At 41.2% G+C, this 17,465-nt stretch carries 18 protein-coding genes; 15 read left to right on the top strand and 3 right to left on the bottom strand.

All coding sequences use genetic code 11. The annotated features are described in order from the left end of the window. Positions 1-5 precede the first annotated feature (5 nt). The 3 genes from WC955_04980 to WC955_04970 all read right to left on the bottom strand — a co-directional run bounded on the left by WC955_04980 (position 6) and on the right by WC955_04970 (position 3,434). The gene (locus tag WC955_04980; protein MFA5858401.1) at positions 6-947 is read right to left on the bottom strand and encodes a ribose-phosphate pyrophosphokinase; all 942 of its coding nucleotides are present in this window, start codon (positions 945-947) and stop codon (positions 6-8) included. Further along, positions 947-2,332 (bottom strand): bifunctional UDP-N-acetylglucosamine diphosphorylase/glucosamine-1-phosphate N-acetyltransferase GlmU, encoded by a 1,386-nt coding sequence (gene glmU, locus WC955_04975; protein ID MFA5858400.1) that lies wholly within the window; start codon positions 2,330-2,332, stop codon positions 947-949. The genes WC955_04980 and glmU overlap by 1 nt, the downstream gene beginning before the upstream one ends. 94 nt (positions 2,333-2,426) lie before the next feature. Continuing rightward, on the bottom strand, positions 2,427-3,434 hold the full coding sequence (locus WC955_04970; protein MFA5858399.1) for a Gfo/Idh/MocA family oxidoreductase: 1,008 nt from the start codon (positions 3,432-3,434) through the stop codon (positions 2,427-2,429). A 115-nt stretch (positions 3,435-3,549) separates the two neighbouring features. On the opposite strand from WC955_04970, the gene WC955_04965 reads away from it, so the two are divergent. The 15 genes from WC955_04965 to WC955_04895 all read left to right on the top strand — a co-directional run. After that, complete coding sequence (locus tag WC955_04965) at positions 3,550-3,861, top strand: hypothetical protein (GenBank protein MFA5858398.1); 312 nt, start codon at positions 3,550-3,552, stop codon at positions 3,859-3,861. Positions 3,862-3,869: 8 nt separating this feature from the next. Continuing rightward, a complete protein-coding gene (locus WC955_04960; GenBank protein ID MFA5858397.1) occupies positions 3,870-5,507 on the top strand; it encodes an AarF/ABC1/UbiB kinase family protein in 1,638 nt (545 codons plus the stop codon). A gap of 82 nt (positions 5,508-5,589) precedes the next feature. After that, positions 5,590-6,729 carry a hypothetical protein gene (locus WC955_04955; protein MFA5858396.1) on the top strand — a complete coding sequence of 380 codons (1,140 nt, stop codon included), beginning with the start codon at positions 5,590-5,592 and terminating at the stop codon, positions 6,727-6,729. 45 nt (positions 6,730-6,774) lie between these two features. Beyond that, positions 6,775-7,944, top strand: coding sequence for a SpoIID/LytB domain-containing protein (locus tag WC955_04950; GenBank protein MFA5858395.1), 1,170 nt, complete (start codon positions 6,775-6,777; stop codon positions 7,942-7,944). 28 nt (positions 7,945-7,972) lie between these two features. Next, complete coding sequence (locus tag WC955_04945) at positions 7,973-8,635, top strand: HD domain-containing protein (GenBank protein ID MFA5858394.1); 663 nt, start codon at positions 7,973-7,975, stop codon at positions 8,633-8,635. A 24-nt stretch (positions 8,636-8,659) separates the two neighbouring features. Continuing rightward, entirely contained in the window at positions 8,660-9,799 is a 1,140-nt protein-coding gene (tgt, locus tag WC955_04940) for a tRNA guanosine(34) transglycosylase Tgt (protein ID MFA5858393.1), read from the top strand. Continuing rightward, positions 9,796-10,152, top strand: a complete 357-nt coding sequence (gene yajC / locus WC955_04935; protein MFA5858392.1) for a preprotein translocase subunit YajC — start codon at positions 9,796-9,798, stop codon at positions 10,150-10,152. Before tgt ends, yajC begins: the two co-directional genes overlap by 4 nt. A 7-nt stretch (positions 10,153-10,159) precedes the next feature. Beyond that, entirely contained in the window at positions 10,160-10,831 is a 672-nt protein-coding gene (locus WC955_04930; GenBank protein MFA5858391.1) for an HD domain-containing protein, read from the top strand. A gap of 68 nt (positions 10,832-10,899) precedes the next feature. Beyond that, on the top strand, positions 10,900-12,339 hold the full coding sequence (gene secD, locus WC955_04925; GenBank protein MFA5858390.1) for a protein translocase subunit SecD: 1,440 nt from the start codon (positions 10,900-10,902) through the stop codon (positions 12,337-12,339). A 36-nt stretch (positions 12,340-12,375) separates the two neighbouring features. Then, complete coding sequence (gene secF / locus WC955_04920) at positions 12,376-13,299, top strand: protein translocase subunit SecF (GenBank protein ID MFA5858389.1); 924 nt, start codon at positions 12,376-12,378, stop codon at positions 13,297-13,299. After that, positions 13,296-13,880 (top strand): hypothetical protein, encoded by a 585-nt coding sequence (locus WC955_04915; protein ID MFA5858388.1) that lies wholly within the window; start codon positions 13,296-13,298, stop codon positions 13,878-13,880. Before secF ends, WC955_04915 begins: the two co-directional genes overlap by 4 nt. Next, complete coding sequence (locus WC955_04910) at positions 13,880-14,533, top strand: lysophospholipid acyltransferase family protein (protein MFA5858387.1); 654 nt, start codon at positions 13,880-13,882, stop codon at positions 14,531-14,533. Before WC955_04915 ends, WC955_04910 begins: the two co-directional genes overlap by 1 nt. After that, a complete protein-coding gene (locus WC955_04905; GenBank protein ID MFA5858386.1) occupies positions 14,534-15,829 on the top strand; it encodes a 3-deoxy-D-manno-octulosonic acid transferase in 1,296 nt (431 codons plus the stop codon). 105 nt (positions 15,830-15,934) lie between these two features. Then, a complete protein-coding gene (locus WC955_04900; GenBank protein MFA5858385.1) occupies positions 15,935-16,924 on the top strand; it encodes a glycosyltransferase family 9 protein in 990 nt (329 codons plus the stop codon). Beyond that, the coding region (locus WC955_04895; protein MFA5858384.1) for a glycosyltransferase family 9 protein at positions 16,917-17,465 on the top strand (549 nt) is incomplete at its 3' end. The genes WC955_04900 and WC955_04895, both read left to right, overlap by 8 nt.

The following is a 17,465-nucleotide window of genomic DNA, read 5'->3' as shown; positions in this document are numbered from 1 at the left end:
TTTTGTTACCTTTTAAATAATTCGCTTACAGATTCGTTGTTATGTATTCTTCTGATAGCTTCACCGAGTAATGGTGCAATTGAAATAGTTTTTATCTTATCAATTTTTTTGTTTTCATTTAATGGTATGGAATTAGTACTGACAAGTTCTATTAACGGCGAATTTTTTATTAACTCAATCGCACGGCCGGATAATACTGCATGTGAGCACGCAGCATAGACACTTAATGCGCCATGTTTCGTTAAAGCTTCCGCTACTTTTACCAGTGTCCCGGCAGTATCAACCATATCGTCAATAATGATTGCGTTTTTACCTCTAATTTCACCGATGATGTTCATGATTGAAGCTTCATTTGGTTTTGGCCGACGTTTATCTATGATTGCAAGGTCGCAGTTTAGCTGGTTCGCTACTGTACGTGCGCGTTCCGCACCGCCGATATCAGGGCTTACTATAACGATATTAGTAAGGTTTTTACTTTTAAAATATTCCATTACAACATCAGTAGCGTATAGATTATCAACCGGGATATCAAAGAAACCTTGGATTTGTCCTGCATGGAGGTCAACCGTAAGTACGCGGTTTGCTCCGGCGGCTACAATAAGGTTGCTTACAAGTTTTGCTGTGATTGGAACCCTGGGGAGTACTTTACGGTCTTGACGCGCATAGCCAAAGTATGGGAGTACTACCGTAATTCTACTTGCTGATGCACGGCGTAATGCGTCGGTGATAATAAAAAGTTCCATCAACCGTTCATTTACCGGCGGGCAGGTTGGTTGAAGGATATAACAGTCAAACCCACGGACATTTTCAAGGACTTTTATCTCAATTTCACCGTCTGCGAATCTGCTGTTATGTGTTTGTGCTAAAGGTACTTTGAGGTAGTCCGCTATTTCTTTGGATAACTGTTCATGCGCTGTACCGGTAAAAAGTTTGAGGTTGCCTTGCATTATTTTCTCCTTCTTATATTCCAATTGAGTTTCACGGTTTGACGTTGCCGCGCAATTGCTAAACTTTTAGCGGGAACGTTTTCTGTGATGGTAGACCCCGCGGCAATAACTGCGTTATTACCGATAACTACCGGCGCGACGAGGTTGCTGTTACTCCCGATAAATGCGTTTGGTTGAATAACAGTACTGTGTTTAGTTATACCGTCATAATTACAGGTGATGACTCCAGCACCGATATTGACATCCTCACCGACTATACTGTCGCCAATATAGGAATGGTGTCCCATGTGTACGTTGCTGGAGAGTACTGATTTCTTTACCTCCGCGTAATTACCGATTTTAACATTATCTTTTATTACACAGCCAGGCCGCAGGTGTGACCATGGGCCGGAGATAACATTATTCCCGATTTTACTGTCCTCAATGACAGACATTATTAGGGTAGTATTGTTTTTGATAATAGAATTTTCAATCATAGTAAACGGACCGACGGTACAGTTTGTACCGATGACTGTTGCCCCTTTTAAAAAGGTTCCGGGTAAGATTGTTGTATCCTGCCCGATAACAGTTTGGCTGTCAATATACGTAGTTGCCGGGTCAATGATGGTTACGCCGTTTGCCATATGGTATTCAAGTATGCGTTGACGCAGTACCCGCGCAGCATCGGCTAACTGGCACCGGGTGTTTACACCCCAGCATTCACGTTCGTCTGTTATACGGTAAACACCAACCCGCTGGTGTTCGTCTGACATAATTTTTACGGCGTCTGTAAGATAATACTCGCCTTTGATATTATTAGGCCGTACCTTGTTTAATGCTTTGAATAATGTACGCGCGGATGCGCAATACACTCCGACATTGATTTCGTTAATCTTCTTTTCTTCAGGTGATGCATCATTTTCTTCAACAATAGCGACAACGTGGTTAGTGGTAACTTCCATCTTAACCCTGCCGTATCCATACGGTTTATGTACAACCGCGCTGGAGAGGGTTAAAGCATTGCGGACGGACCCGTGTTTTTTCCATAAACTTAGCAGTGTATCGCTTGTAAGCAGCGGTGTATCTCCGCAAAAAATTAAGACGTCAGAGGTTGAATTTGCTAAGTACCGCGAGGATTGTTTTACTGCATGAGCGGTACCAAGAGGTTTTGGTTGCGTTACCAGTACATATTTATTGTCATTTTTGTATAATTCCGCGATTGCCTGTTTTGTTTTTGGGCTGACAATTAAATAAATTTTTTGTGGATGAAGTTTCTCGGCTGCGTCAGTAACCCAGCGGATCATTGGTTTATCAATGATTGGGTGCAGCACTTTGGGTGTTGCCGATTTCATCCGTGTGCCTTCTCCGGCAGCGAGTATTATGATATTGAGATTATTCGATTTCATCTATATAAATAACTTTTCTATAGCCGTATCTTTACTTGTAGTTCATAGTATATATAATTCATAGTCATCAGTAAATAGTTTCATTAATTAACAGTTAAATATTATTCATCGCGGATTTTAGCGCTATTTCCGCAGCTTCCATTGCTTTGATCCCGTCATCTCCGGACGCGAGGTGTTCGTATTTCCCGGTTTTTGTAGCTTCATAAAAGTTTGTGTAAATGTCGGGGAACGGTTTTTTGCCCCAGTCCATTTTTTCGTCTAAAGTAACTTTGTCGTTACGCATTATAAACCTTGAGTTTTCAAGGTCAAACGATATTGTGCCCATAGAACCTTCCACTTCGATCCGCCAGTTGCCGTTGACACGGTCCTTCGCGCGGTGGCCGTAAATATAACTTTCTTCTATCAAACCCATAACGCCGTTTTTGAATTTTGCTAATGCAATCACATGATCCGGGTATTTATAACCTTCCACCATAATACCACGGGCAATGATTTCGTCGTACTCGCTATCCGTTAGATAACGTCCCAGGTCGAAGTAGTGTACGCCACAATCGTAGATCGGCCCTTTTTCTGCGTTCATATGAATTTCTCTGCGTTTTGTTCCGTACATCGGGCCTGGGGAAAGCGTGATTAACCGTATTGTCCGCAGAGTGCCGATATCGCCGTTTGATATATGATTCTTAATCCTGCGGGTTAAAGTTTTTCCGCGGTAAAGCATACCCACACCGAGGATATGCCCATTCTTCTGCGCGAGTGACCACATTTCTTTTGCTTCTGATAGTTCTGTGGCTAACGGTTTTTCGGACATCACGTGTAAACCTTTATTCAACGCTGCCATGACTACAGGGTAATGAAGATTCCCCGGGGTACAGACTGTTAAGACATCAAGGTCTTCTTTATTAATTAACTCGTTGTAGTCATTGTATGTTGCAGGGATATTAAACCGTTCCTTAACTTTCTGTAAGCGTTCATCACTGATATCCGCTACGGCTTTTAATACATAGTTTTCATGGTTTGATAATGTAGGGAGATGGTCAGTATTCGCGATTGACCCGCAACCTACTACCCCGATTTTAAGTTTATCCGTTTTTGTGGTACTCATGCAGAATATATACCTCCGTTACAAATTTGTGTTCATAAAACACATCGTATTTCGTATGTTTTTTAAGTGGTATTTATTATACAATAATAATTGCTAATAAATAGGAGGTATTTTTATGAAAGACAATGTTAAAAGTATTGCGGATAAAGCGTTATTGCTGGCATTAGGCGCAGCGGTGTATGGCAAAGAAAAAGTTGAGAAATTAATTGATAACCTAGACCTTCAAAGTGAAAAAGGGAAGAATGATGTATCAGAATTATTATCCGAAATTATTGATAAAGGTAAGGCTGCAAAGGATGACCTTACGGTGGTTGTAAGAAAAGAAATCGCTGCGGTATTAAAGGAAACTAATATCGCGACAAAAACTGAACTTGAAGAGTTAAAAGCTAAAATTAAACGGTTGGAAGCTAAGTTAGCAGGTAAGTAAATAATTTTATGGCGTTGATCAGTATAAGCAACGGAGAACGGCTTGGCGAGATTGTCGGTATTTCCCAAAAACATGGGTTGGGATACTATATCCTGAAGTTAGGCTTAGAAAAATATGCGCCCTGGGTTAATATCGGGCAAAAAGAGGTTTTGTCAATTAAAGTCCTGGCTGAAAAAGTCAGGCTAGTACTCTCAGATCTTGGCCCGACATTTGTTAAGTTCGGGCAGATACTCAGTACTAGGCCGGATTTATTGCCGGAAGAGTTTATCCAGGAATTCCGTAAGTTACAGGATGAGCTTCCGGCGGTTGAGTATGATGTTATTGAACCTCACCTAAAGGCAGCATGTGGGTATGAAATGTCTGAGATATTTTTAAGTATTTCGCATGAACCTATTGCCGCAGCGTCAATCGCGCAAGTGCATGATGCTGTGCTGATAAACGGGCAGAAGGTTGTCCTAAAAATTCAACGGCCTGGCATTGCGGATACAATAAAGAAAGACCTTGATATTTTATACCATCTCGCGAGGTTGATAGAACGTTTCCCTGATGCGCGGTTATATCAGCCAAGGCATATCGTTGATGAGTTCGCAAGAAATATTCAGCGTGAACTAAACTTTCTTGCTGAAGCGCAGAATGCGGAACGTATGGCACAGAATTTTAAGGATGTTAAGGAAGTGCATATACCCAAGATATACTGGGACTATACTTGCGGGACAGTGTTAGTGATGGAGAAAGTTGAGGGTATAAAAGTTGATGACCTGGATACCCTTATTTCCGCGGGGTATGATCTAAAAAAAATTGCGCGTACCGGTGCGGATGCTATAATCCAGCAGGTGTTTATTGACGGGTTTTTTCATGGTGACCCGCATCCGGGTAATATCTGCGTCTTGCCGGGTGGAGTGGTATGTTTCATGGATTTCGGGATTGTTGGAAGAGTTACTTTGGAGCATAAAGAAGAACTTGCGGAGCTTATCGTTGCGATAGTAAATAAGGATACAAACAAAATTGTTAACTGGTTTTCTTCTATGGAAATGCTGGATGAAGTTGTTCCGTTATCAAGATTTAAACGCGATATTTACGAATTACTTGATGAGTATTATAATTTACCGCTAAAAAAAATTGTTTTTTCTCAGGTTGTTAATGAACTTACAGGGATTATTAGCCGGTATTCAATTAAGATCCGGCTGGAGTATACACTGCTTATTAAGTCGTTGGTGGCAATTGAAGGTATTGGAATGCGGCTTGATCCTGAGTTTGATATTATTGCGTATATCAGCCCGGTGATCCAAAAAGTTATTGCACAGCAATGGACAGTCTCGCGGTTGAAACGTGAAGTACAGAAAGTTGTGAGTGAACTCCTCCTGTTATTCCGTGTCCTGCCAGGTGAAACACGTGAGATACTGCGAAAAATTAAGCTTGGGAAACTTAGGATTGAGTTTGAACACCAGGGATTGGATGAATTGATTTCAACCGTAGATAAGGTCAGTAATCGTATTTCTATAAGTTTAATGACCTCAGCTATCCTAATAGCGTCTGCGCTGATTATACAGACAAAATATAGTGCGTACGGGTTAGTGATGTTTATAGTAGGTTGTGTAGTCGGGATATTGTTGATACTACAGATTCTAGTATCCAAAAAGTTTTAGTTCTTCAATAAAATCTTGATTTTTATGTTGAATTGTGTTAATAATTTAACATATAGTATATCTTGTAATATAAAGAGGGAAAATGAATTTATTTTTTGCGGGCCGTAAAGTATTATTTACTATTTTTTGTTTAGTTGTTTCAGCGGTTATCTTATACGCTATTCCTATGCAATTAAATTTTCAGGGACGGCTGACGGATAATGCCGGGATGCCGTATAACGGTACTGAAAACATTATCTTTACATTATTTGACAGTGAGGCCGCGGGGAATAGTTTATGGATGGAAACTCATAATAATGTGGTGATCACCAACGGTATTTTTAATATTGTTCTTGGAAGCTATACTGCATTTACGGATACTGTATTTAACGCAGATGATGTATGGCTTGAGATCCAGCCCGGTACGGATGTACTTGCTCCGCGGCAAAAGTTTGTTTCTGTGCCGTATACTTTTACCGCAGCAAATGCAGCGAAACTTAACGGTATGACTTACGACATGTTTTTGTCTACCGGCGGAGGGATTGTTGAAGGTGATGTCATAATAACAGGTACGGCAACGATCCGCGGGAGTTTGGCAATCGGCGGGGATGCTGCGGATACACGGTTGAGAGTTGATGGCGAAGTTAAAAGCGTGGTTAATAGCGTTGAGTTTTATATGATCCCCAAAGGCGGGATTATTATGTGGTCCGGTGCGGAAGCTGATATCCCGGCAGGATGGGCTTTATGTGACGGTACAAACGGTACGCCGGATCTTCGCAACCGGTTTGTTATCGGTGCGGGAGATACATACGCTTTTGGCGATCTCGGAGGTGAGACTACGCACTATCATACAGTAGATATTGCGACAACAGCTAGTACTACTGCAGGAGCGCATACGCATTCAATTGATGTTCCTATTACCACGTCGTCTTCTGACAGTCACAGTCACACAGCTAATACTTTTTGGTTCAGCCGTGATATAGCGTTTTCTTCTTCCGGTGGGGGTGCTGGGTCGTGGTATATAAACATAACAAACGCTTCAAGTGGAGGTGATAGGCTTGACCCGGTCTCATGGGGAGGCGCAACATCGTCGGATGCGCATACACATACAACAAACCCCGCGGCGTTTAATACAGTCAGTGGCGGGGATCATACACATACGGTTGATCCCGCTTCTTCAGATAGTAGTACAACTACTACTATACCTCCATATTTTTCGTTATGTTTTATCATGAAATTATAGTTTTTGTTTGAAACCAATACTTTATTGTCATACCTGTTTGTTAATATGTTGAAAAATAAAATTGTAATATTAGTATTCACTGTTATTATTTTAATGTGTACAGCTGTGTGCATTGAAAAAGCTAGGTCGAGTATCAATGACCGTAAAATATTGTTGATTGGTATACAAAAAGATCAGCCGTATGTTACCTTCAGTACGCGTTATGGGGTGAGGATAACAGACCTTTTTACAATGTCGTCTCAAATTGTTGGCGGTAATGGTGTGAGCATGGCAGTATATCCCTCAAAAAATGGCATTCGTATGGGAACCTTGGTGTTCGGTAGAATTATCAGGATTATGCCGGTAGAATCCGGGGATTTATTGGTAGTAGGGAAAAAGCGTTACCGCGATGTTGCGTTGATACAGCTTAACCGTAAAGGTAAACTTGATGCCATAAACGAAGTGGGGATTGAAAACTATCTTTACGGAGTAATACCCGCGGAAATAAGTAGTTCCTGGCCAATAGAAGCGTTGAAAGCGCAGGCCGTTGCTGCACGGACGTATGCCATGCAGAATGTTAATCATAAACATACAAAAGACGGGTATGACCTGTGCTCAAGTTTTTGTTGTCAGGTGTATCCGGGAGTGATAAATGAAGCATTAGCTACGAATAAAGCTGTAGATATAACCGCAGGAGAAGGTTTGTTCTATGGAGAGACGCTGATAACCGCGTATTTTCATAATAGTTGCGGTGGATCTACTGAGAATGTGGGGAATGTTTGGGGTACAGAAAAAGTGCCGGGGTATCTTAGGGGTGTGGAATGCAAAAACTGTGATGCTTATCCAAAACAACAATGGTCTACAGTATACACCGGTGAACTAATGAGTCAGCGTTTGACAAAAAAAGGGTATAATATTGGTAAGATAGTAAAAGTTGTGATACAAAAAAAGAGTGAAATAGGACGTGTGATTGTCCTTGAGTTGACGGATAATAAAGGTAAAACTGTGAGTATTAACAGTAATCACTTCCGTATGGCAGTCGGGTCAAATTCTGTGCGGAGTACAATGTTTACGGTTAACTATAAAAACGGTAAGTTCGTTTTTAGCGGCCGTGGATGGGGGCACGGTGTGGGGTTATGCCAGTGGGGTGCTTTGGGGTTAGCAAAAAAGGGGATGGGGTATAAAGAAATACTGCAGTTTTATTATCCCGGTACCGGTGTAAAAAGGTGTTATTGACAATAAGTACATATTCGGAGGATATCGTTTGTTAGTTAAACCAAAAAGTATTTTTGAGAATAAGGAAGTGCGGATATATATTACCAAAGCAGATAAAAACTTTCGTGCAATGGGATATAAAGAACATGGATTACGGCATTCCAGGTATGTCGCAAAAACTGCAGCGTTGTTATTGCATAAACTTGGTTATCACGGGCGTGAGCTTGAGCTTGTGAGAATAGCCGGGTATCTCCACGATATCGGCTGTGTTGTCGGGGATAATAAACATGACCGTTCCGGTGGTGTTATCGCATTGCGTATATTGTTAAAACTGGGAATGGATAAACTTGAGGCTTTCCGTATAGCGGAAGCTGTGGGGACTCATGAAGATGCGAGGGTTGTTCCTCCCACGCCGATAGCTGCGGCAGTAGTGCTTTGTGATAAAACCGATGTTCATTATTCACGGTTACGGAAAAAGGTTAAGAGTAAATTTGACCAGCATGACCGCGTTAATTTTGCGAGTAGTAAGTCAAAACTTGAAGTGCAAAGAAAGAAGATGGAGATAGTGTTAAAACTGGGGATCGATAATTCTAAATGCAGTGTAATAGAATACTTTGGCCTTTTTTTGCCAAGAATAAAGCATTGCCAGCGCGCAGCTAAGCGTTTAGGTTGTAGGTTCAGTGTGTTTATCAACAGTCAGCGGTTCTTGTGATCAGGATACACTTATAGAAAGTATATGAAAAATTTTTTACTACATAAAAAAGACGGGAAGAGTTACGCGCGGGCGGGTTTATTAAAAACTCCGCATGGTGAGATTCATACTCCCGCATTTATTCCAGTGGGGACACAGGGAACTGTGAAAACATTGGATTCCACAGAACTCCTTAATTGCGGTGTGGAGGTGATTCAAGGGAATGCTTATCATTTATATTTTCGTCCAGGGGTGGAGATCGTAAAACAAATGGGCGGGCTTCACAAGTTTTGTTCATGGGAACGCAGTATCCTGACGGATTCCGGCGGGTTTCAGGTGTTTAGTTTGAGCGGGTTAAGGAAAATTACAGATGCCGGTGTTGAGTTTAAGTATCCTCCTGACGGGAGTACACATATGTTTACCCCGGAGAAGTCGATAGAAATACAGTATAATCTGGGTGCCGACCTTATTATGTGTTTTGATGAATGTGTGCCGTATCCTACAGAAAAAGAATATGCGGAGAAAGCGTTATTGCGTACTATACAATGGGCAAAGAGGTGTAAGGATAAGTTTGACTCGCTATGTTCCGCAATAGAAGAAGTTCAACGCCCGTTGTTGTTGGGTATAGTACAGGGAAGCGTATTCCCTGAATTACGGAAGATGAGTGCGGAGCTTACACTAGAGATAGGTTTTGATGGGTACGCATTAGGCGGTTTGTCCGTTGGGGAACCCAAACCGCTGCTTTATGAGATAACACAATCCTCAGCAGGATGTTTACCTGATGCCGAACTTCATTATCTTATGGGTGTTGGAACTCCGGAAGATTTGTGGGAATGCGTGTCACGGGGTATTGATTTATTTGATTGTGTACAACCAACCCGTAACGCTCGGAACGGGCAGGTGTTTACCCGTAATGGAAAGTTAAATATGAGGAATAGTATCTATAAAACTGACCCAAGGCCGTTTGATCCGTTATGCCATTGCCCTGTATGCAAAAAATATTCACGCGCATATGTTAACCACCTGTTTCACGCAAATGAAATCTTAGCGCCGAGGCTGAATACTTTACACAATATCTTTTTTATGATAGAATTAACTAAGATTATCAGGGAAAGTATTATCGCTGGAGATTTTACTGAAAAAAAAGAAGTTTTTCTGAAGAATTACACTGGAGGTGTTGAATGACAAGTTTAGTTTATGCAGCTAACGGGACAGTAGCGGCTGCGCCAATGGGTACAAGTGATTTATTGATGAACTTTGTGCCGTTGATTGTAATATTTTTTATTTTTTATTTTTTACTGATTATGCCGCAGCAGAAAAAAATTAAAGAACATGAAAAGATGCTGAATGCGTTGAAGAAAGGTGACCGGATAATAACTAACGGCGGGCTTTACGCTATGGTTGTGAATGTCCGCGGAGCTGTAGTCGAAGTTAAAATCGCGGATGGGGTTAACGTAGAACTTTCACGGGCCGGTATCGCATCGGTGATTAAGCCAGAGGAAGCGAAACTGCCGGAAATAGTGCAGGAAAAGAAGTAATAAAATAATGTCTGTCGGTACGGTATCAGTTGAAAGTGTTAAAAGTCATCCGTTAGTTAAAGCATTGATTACTGCAGCGAATCAGTATCTTGGGGAAATCGGGTATACTGAACACGGATTCCGGCATTGCACATCGGTCTCAACTACTGCAAGGGATATACTTATCAAACTAGGGTACAAACCTCCATATCCTGAACTTGCAGCTATTGCAGGGTATCTCCATGACATCGGGAATGTGGTTAACCGTATCGATCACGGGCAGTCAAGCGCTGTAATGGCGCTTGAGATTCTTGAATCAATGAAGTTGCCAACAGAATATATTGCTGATATTATCAGCGCGATTGGTAATCATGAAGAGGATACCGGTGTTGCGGTTAATGCTGTCTGCGCAGCGTTGATTATAGGGGATAAAACTGATGTTCACCGTAAACGCGTACGTAAATTACATGACCTCAAGGGTGATATACACGACCGTGTAAACTATGCTGTCGTTGAGTCAGGAATTAAAGTTGATAAACGCAAAAAAAATATTGTTCTGCACTTGAATATAGATACTAAAATATCGCAGGTGATGGAATATTTTGAGATCTTTCTCTCCCGCATGCTTATGTGCCAAAAAGCAGCGGAATACCTGGGGTACCGGTTTAGTTTGGTTATTAATAAAACCAAACTGTTATAAGTTATAATGTATAATAAACATTTATGTTTAAACAAAAATAAGTTATTTATAGAAGGAGATTTGTTAGGATGTCAACAGAACTAAAGGTCAGGATCGGGATAATTATTATCCTCATAGGCGCAGCGTTATATTGTCTTTTCCCTACCTACAGATGGTACACCACGCCTTCTGCTGAACGTGACAGGCTAGAACGTGCAGGGGATAAGATTATGGATAAAACTTTGAATTTAGGGCTGGACCTTAGAGGCGGGTCGCATCTGATACTTGAACTCGATGAGAGTAAGCTTGAGAAAAAGGAAAAACTTACTGACGCAATTGAACGCGCAATTGAGATTATACGTAACCGCGTTGATCAATTCGGTGTACGTGAACCGTTGATTGTGCGGCAGGGAGAAAAATGGATTGTCGTACAGTTACCCGGCCTAAAAGATCCGGAAGCTGCTAAGTCGTTGATTGGTAAGACCGCATTGTTGGAGTTTAGGTTAGTGAACGATACCGGTGCAATACAGAAGATAGATGATAAACGCCGGGAGTTAAACCTTTTATGGGATGAAATATATATTTCCAGCACGACTCAGCAGTTAAGAAAAGAGTTTTTGCCTGTTTTCCCGACCGGTTATGTGCTTATGGCAGGAAAAAATGAACAGTATTATTTAGTGAAGAGCAGCCCGGAACTTACCGGCGCATACTTAGTGGATGCAAAAGTTGAATTCGGCGGGGAGTATAACCTGCCTATAGTGAATATTGAATTTAACCGTGACGGCGCGAAGTTGTTTTCAGCTACCACAGGATTGAATATTAACCGTAACCTCGCGATTGTGCTGGATAATATTGTACAGTCCGCGCCTGTGATACGTTCAAAAATCCCTGATGGTCGTGCGATTATTGAAGGTAATTTTACGTTGGATGAGGCAAAAAATTTGTCAATCATCTTACGTGCCGGTGCACTACCTGCACCTGTGTATATAGTGGAGGAACGTACCGTCGGGCCGTCATTAGGACAGGATTCAATTAAGTGGGGTACATATGCGGCATTATTAGGATTTATTTTAATCCTGATATTTATGGGTGTATATTACCAGTTTTCGGGTATGATTGCGAATATAGCATTAATACTGAACCTTTTGATGTTGATGGGCATAATGGCGTATTTCCATTTTACGCTGACCTTACCCGGCATTGCCGGTGTTATTCTTAGTATAGGTATGGCGGTTGATGCGAATGTCTTAATATTTGAACGTATACGTGAAGAGTTGCGTAATGGTAAAACTATTCGTGTAGCGATAGATCAAGGATATGGGAAAGCTTTCTGGACAATATTCGATTCAAACCTTACAACATTAGCGGCTGCAATATTTTTGTTCCAGTTCGGTACTGGCCCGATTAAAGGTTTTGCTGTGACGCTCACCATAGGTATTATGATTAGTATGTTTACCGCAATTGTTGTGACAAAAGTTATATATGAACTTGCGCTTAAAGGCCGGACAGTAACTAAATTAAGTATTTAAATAAATAATATCTGAAGGGAGTTATAAGTAAGTTTTATGGAATTTTTTAAGAAAGTACCTAACATCGATTTTGTAGGGATGCGTTATGTGTTTTTCGGGTTTTCGGGTGTATTGATAGTCCTAACAATCCTTACCATGTTATTCCGGGGATTGAATCTCGGGATAGATTTCAGCGGGGGTAACCTCATACAATTGGGGTTCTCACAACAAATTAATCTCGGTGAGATCAGGAATATTGTTGGTGAAGCGGGATACAAAAATGCGCAGATTCAGGATGTCTCAACAAAACAGTCTGTGATTATCCGGTTGAGAGCGCAGCAAGGTGCCGGTACGGAAGTTGCTAAGAATCTTGTGGATTTTATCCAACAAAAAGTGCCGGGTAATGTGGTTATAATTGAACGTAATGAATTTGTGGGTGGCGCAGTTGGTAAATACCTTGTTGAGAAAACGTTTTATGCAATATTATTTTCGTTATTAGCGATTGTTTTATACGTTGCAATACGTTTTAAGTCAAGTACATGGGGTATTGCTGGAATTGTTTCACTTGCGCATGATGTGTTTGTTGTTTTTGGGATAGTCCTCATGCTTGGGCGGGAAACGTCGTTATTGACAGTAACCGCGTTGTTGACACTTGCCGGGTATTCCATTAATGATACAATTGTTGTGCTTGACCGTATCCGCGAAAATCTTAGGTTGAAAAGTAATCTTCAGTTAAAGGATATGATCAACGTAAGTATGAACGAAACGCTTTCCCGGACAATTATTACAGGTATATCAGTGATAATGGTTTTGGTAGTACTTGTGCTTATCGGAGGGGAAGTATTATACGATTTTTCGTTGACAATGCTGATAGGCGTACTGTTCGGTACGTATTCCAGTGTAGCCATTGCAATGCCTATCGCGTATGAGTGGGAACAATGGCGCAGGCGCGGGTTAGCTTCTAATAAAAACAAAAAGTGAAAAAAATTAAGAAGTTCAAACTTAAACTCAGCCAGTACTATGTTGAACGCGGGTTAAAAAAACGTGTGCCTGGGTTTGATCCTGACATCGCACCGGATGGTGTTAAGGATAATATTGAAGGGTTGGTACAACAGCTTGAACCTGCGGTGGTATACGAAACTCTACCGGTAAAAGATGTGGTGAAAGATTTTTTTCAAACTACAAAAATACCGAAGAAAGCTGTTGCAATAAGTTTTTTTATTTATAACTTCGGGAGGAATGAACTCAAACTTACATCTAGTGATGCAATCCCGCAGGAAATCAGTGAAAAAGTGTTTGTTGACACTGTTATTGAAGAAGCTAATAAGTTATCCTCAACATTTATTATCAACTTATTGAAAGAAGAAGCAAAAAAGGATGACTGTAACCTCGCTGAACCGGTATATGTTCTAGATAAAGTGTTTGAAGAGTATATTAATGATATGCTCAACGGTGAAAAAATAGGTGTTGAGTTAGGATCATGCGCGGGTGCTAATCTGGCAGGCTTGACTTTTGGTTATATATACTGGCTGTCAAAGTCCAAAGGTAAGCAGTCAAAGTAATGGTGCGCGAATTTTTGTTGTCCTCACTTGCCAGGTTGTATATTAACCTTGTGTGCTTCACATCAAAAAATGTGTTCTTGAATAAACAGGTTGTGGAAGAAGAATATCAAAATGGGAAGAATGTTGTCTATGCATTTTGGCATGGCCGTCAAGCATGGCTTGTGCATTCGCATAGAGAGAAAGGAATTGTTGTTATGACAAGCCTTTCCCGGGATGGAGATATTCAGGCGAAGATTATGTCAGGGTTTGGGTATAACATAGTCCGCGGGTCAAGTACACGCGGCGGAGTACATGCGCTGCGGGAAATGGTTAGGGATGCGGGTAAGTATGATATCGCGTTCGCAGTGGACGGCCCGCGGGGTCCTGTTGATGAAGTAAAATCCGGTGTTATAGTTGCAGCTAGGTTGCTTAAACGCAAAATTATACCTGTTACAACAGCAGTGAAGAAAAAAGTTTTGTTTAAGAAAGCATGGGATTTGTATCAGTTGCCGTTATTGTTTAATTATGGCGTGGTGTTTTACGGGAATCCTGTTACTGTAACAAAAGAGGATGATATTAATACAAAAACCGTTGAGTTGCAAAACGAACTTAAAAGGATTACACAGTTAGCGGATGAAGTTGTTAATACAAGAAATGTTATGGAGAAATCTTGAATGTTTCTGATTTACAGTATAATTTTTATTATTTTAGCGCCGGTATTATTGCTGCTTTTTCTTTTGCTGAATCCCGGAAGGTTCTACAAAGAGTTTGCGAGTTCTTTGTCTGAGCGGTTAGGATTTCCAGAGGTTACTCCCGCAGTGGAGGGTGTTAAGGTTGTATGGATTCACGCTGCGTCTGTCGGTGAGGTACAGACAGTGGAACCGTTAATCCGGTGCTTGAGGTCAATGTCTAAATCAAGAATTTATATTCATTTGTCGGTTAATACTTCTGCTGCGAGAGAAATTGCGCGGGATCGAAAACTCGCGGATAGTGTCGGATACGCGCCGGTAGATTTGATGCTTTGCGTTAACCGTTATTACAAAACAGTGAAGCCCGTGGTGCTGGTATTGACTGAGACAGAAATTTGGCCGAATATGATACAGCGGAGTAAGGTGTATGGAACAAAAGTTGTTATTGTGAACGGTAGGATATCGTCAAGGACGTTGAATTGGTATAAATTACTAAAACCTTTTTTTAAGAACGTTTTTGCTAAAGTTAATAAAATCCTTGCCCGCGGGGAGACGGATGCCGCGAGATTTATTGAAATAGGTGCCGGAAAAGATATTATTGAAGTTACGGGTAATATGAAGTTTGACCAGTTACGGGTTGGTGAAGCGAATAATACTAACAAAATTAAAACCTATAAATCGTTTGGGGTAACCCCGGATAAGCTAATTTTTGTTGCGGGTAGTGTACGGGAGAAAGAAGAAAGTTTGGTAGTAGAAACATATCACCGGTTATTATCAGTGTATCCGGAATTAAAGTTAATTATTGCGTTGAGGCATAATGAACGGGTTGGGGTGGTGGAAGACCTGTTGTTTAAATACGGAGTCAGCTACAATTATTATTCTAAGATAAAAAGCGTTGATGAAAAGTATGGGTGCCAAAGTGTGATTATTGATACTTATGGGGTATTGAAGCACGCATATTCCATAGCGACAGTAGTATTTGTGGGAGGTAGTTTAGTTCCTGCCGGGGGACATAATGTTCTGGAACCCGCAGCAATGGGTAAGCCTGTTATTTTCGGGAAATATATGGATAATTTTGAGCAGCCTGCGGAGAAGTTGGTTAAAAGTACTGCCGGGGTTATGGTTAATAATGAGGAAGAACTGTACTCACAGTTGCTTAATTTATTTAAGGATGCGCAGTTACGGAAGTCGCTTGGGGATAATGCTGTGCGTGTAGTTGAAACTTTCCGCGGGGCATCTGAACGTAATTGTAAATATATTTGTGACACTCTGGGAATATAAGGTTAAGTAGTAGGTAAATAAAGGGGTAGCACAATTAAAAATGTTTTAATAATCCAGTTAAGCCGTATCGGCGATGTAGTCTTTAGTTTACCCGCGCTGGCAGCATTGAGAGAATTGTATCCCGGTGCTTATATTACTTGGGTTGTGGATGACCGCTGTGCTGAGATTTTAGAAGGTAATACTGCGATAAATCAACTGCTGATTTTTCCGAGGTTTGCGTTGATACAAGCAGTACGCGCTGGTAAGTACGGCCTTGCTGCTGAGTTGTTATCGGATTTCACGAAAATACTTAGATCAAGAAAATATGATTTATCACTTGACCTCCACGGGTTGTTTAAGTCTGCTGTGATCGCGTTGATAGCCGGTGCAAAACTAAAGGTCGGTTCTTCAAGTACCAACGGTATGCGGGAAGGGAGCTGGATTGTTTCTAAACAAGTTAAGAGAGCGGATAATGCCGGGCATTGTATTGTCCGTCATCTTGAAGCCATAAAATATCTTGGCGGGGATATTACAAAAAAAGTATTTGAAATTAATATCAGTGAAAACGAAAGAGTTTTTATCGATAATTTACTGAAAAAAAATGGAGTGAATACCGCGGGTAAAGTTGTGGTTTTCCATGTAGGAGGTGGATGGGCTTCACGGCGTTGGCTACCGGAAAAGTTCGCGGAGCTTGCGGATAAGTTGGTGGAACAATACAAAATAATACCTGTCTTTGTGGGTGGTGAAGTTGGGGGTAAAGCTGAGGTTGGTTTAGTGGAAAGTGTGATTGCATTGATGAAAACTAAAGCGCTGGATTTCGCGAATATGTTAACCCTCAAACAATACTCAGCATTGCTGAAACGGTCCGTTATGTTTATAGGTAATGAAGCCGGGCCAATGCATATCGCAGGTGCTTTGGGTGTGCCGGTAGTAGCGATTATCGGGCCAACGGATCCTGGCCGTACAGGGCCTTACGGGGATAAAAATATTGTTGTACGCAAAAAAGTGAATTGCGCGCCGTGCCGGAAGAGGGATTGTCAACTGCGTATCTGTATTGATAAAATTTCAGTTGAAGAAGTTTTTAATGCTGCAGGGAAGTGGATGATTGATGGATAATATAAATAACGTTTTGGTTATTAAACTGAGTTCCATTGGAGATATTATTCATACAGTACCGGCAGTGAATTCAATAAAAAAAAGCTACCCATCTGTTAATATTGACTGGGTCGTGGATGATAGATGCGCGGATATTCTTAAGATAGTACCGAATTTGCGGAGAAACTTGGTGTTTAACCGCAAAAAATGGTCACGTGCGAGAACATTAGCGCAGGGAAGTGAGGTTGTTAAAGAACATAGTGTTTTTGTTAGAACCTTACGTGAGGCTGAGTATGATTATATCCTGGATTTCCAGGGCTTAGCGGTATCCGCTTATGTGTCTATTCTCTCGCGCGGGAAAAAAAGGTTGGGGGTAGCAAACCTACGGGAATTAAGTTGGTTGGTATCGCAAAGGGTTAGTAAAGATGGCCCGGCGGTACATGCAGTTGAGCGTGGATTAGCGCTTGCTAGAAAAATCGGTGCGGATGTGTCAAAGCCGGGATATGATTTAAGAGTTATTGCGGAAGATAATGAATGGGTGACCGGTATATTAAATAAAAAA

The sequence above is a fragment of the Elusimicrobiota bacterium genome (assembly GCA_041658405.1).
GTDB lineage: Bacteria > Elusimicrobiota > UBA5214 > JBBAAG01 > JBBAAG01 > JBBAAG01.
The sequence above is the reverse complement of the archived record's forward strand: the minus strand, read 5'-3'. Positions and strand labels throughout refer to the sequence as shown.

Bases quoted from the DNA above. Each gene is read 5' to 3' on its own strand.
- WC955_04955 (MFA5858396.1), top strand. From the start codon at position 5,590: ATGAATTTATTTTTTGCGGGCCGTAAAGTATTATTTACTATTTTTTGT.
- secF (MFA5858389.1), top strand. From the start codon at position 12,376: ATGGAATTTTTTAAGAAAGTACCTAACATCGATTTTGTAGGGATGCGT.
- WC955_04910 (MFA5858387.1), top strand. From the start codon at position 13,880: ATGGTGCGCGAATTTTTGTTGTCCTCACTTGCCAGGTTGTATATTAAC.
- WC955_04905 (MFA5858386.1), top strand. From the start codon at position 14,534: ATGTTTCTGATTTACAGTATAATTTTTATTATTTTAGCGCCGGTATTA.
- secD (MFA5858390.1), top strand. From the start codon at position 10,900: ATGTCAACAGAACTAAAGGTCAGGATCGGGATAATTATTATCCTCATA.
- WC955_04965 (MFA5858398.1), top strand. From the start codon at position 3,550: ATGAAAGACAATGTTAAAAGTATTGCGGATAAAGCGTTATTGCTGGCA.
- WC955_04980 (MFA5858401.1), bottom strand. From the start codon at position 947: ATGCAAGGCAACCTCAAACTTTTTACCGGTACAGCGCATGAACAGTTA.
- WC955_04960 (MFA5858397.1), top strand. From the start codon at position 3,870: ATGGCGTTGATCAGTATAAGCAACGGAGAACGGCTTGGCGAGATTGTC.
- yajC (MFA5858392.1), top strand. From the start codon at position 9,796: ATGACAAGTTTAGTTTATGCAGCTAACGGGACAGTAGCGGCTGCGCCA.
- tgt (MFA5858393.1), top strand. From the start codon at position 8,660: ATGAAAAATTTTTTACTACATAAAAAAGACGGGAAGAGTTACGCGCGG.
- glmU (MFA5858400.1), bottom strand. From the start codon at position 2,332: ATGAAATCGAATAATCTCAATATCATAATACTCGCTGCCGGAGAAGGC.
- WC955_04970 (MFA5858399.1), bottom strand. From the start codon at position 3,434: ATGAGTACCACAAAAACGGATAAACTTAAAATCGGGGTAGTAGGTTGC.
- WC955_04950 (MFA5858395.1), top strand. From the start codon at position 6,775: ATGTTGAAAAATAAAATTGTAATATTAGTATTCACTGTTATTATTTTA.
- WC955_04930 (MFA5858391.1), top strand. From the start codon at position 10,160: ATGTCTGTCGGTACGGTATCAGTTGAAAGTGTTAAAAGTCATCCGTTA.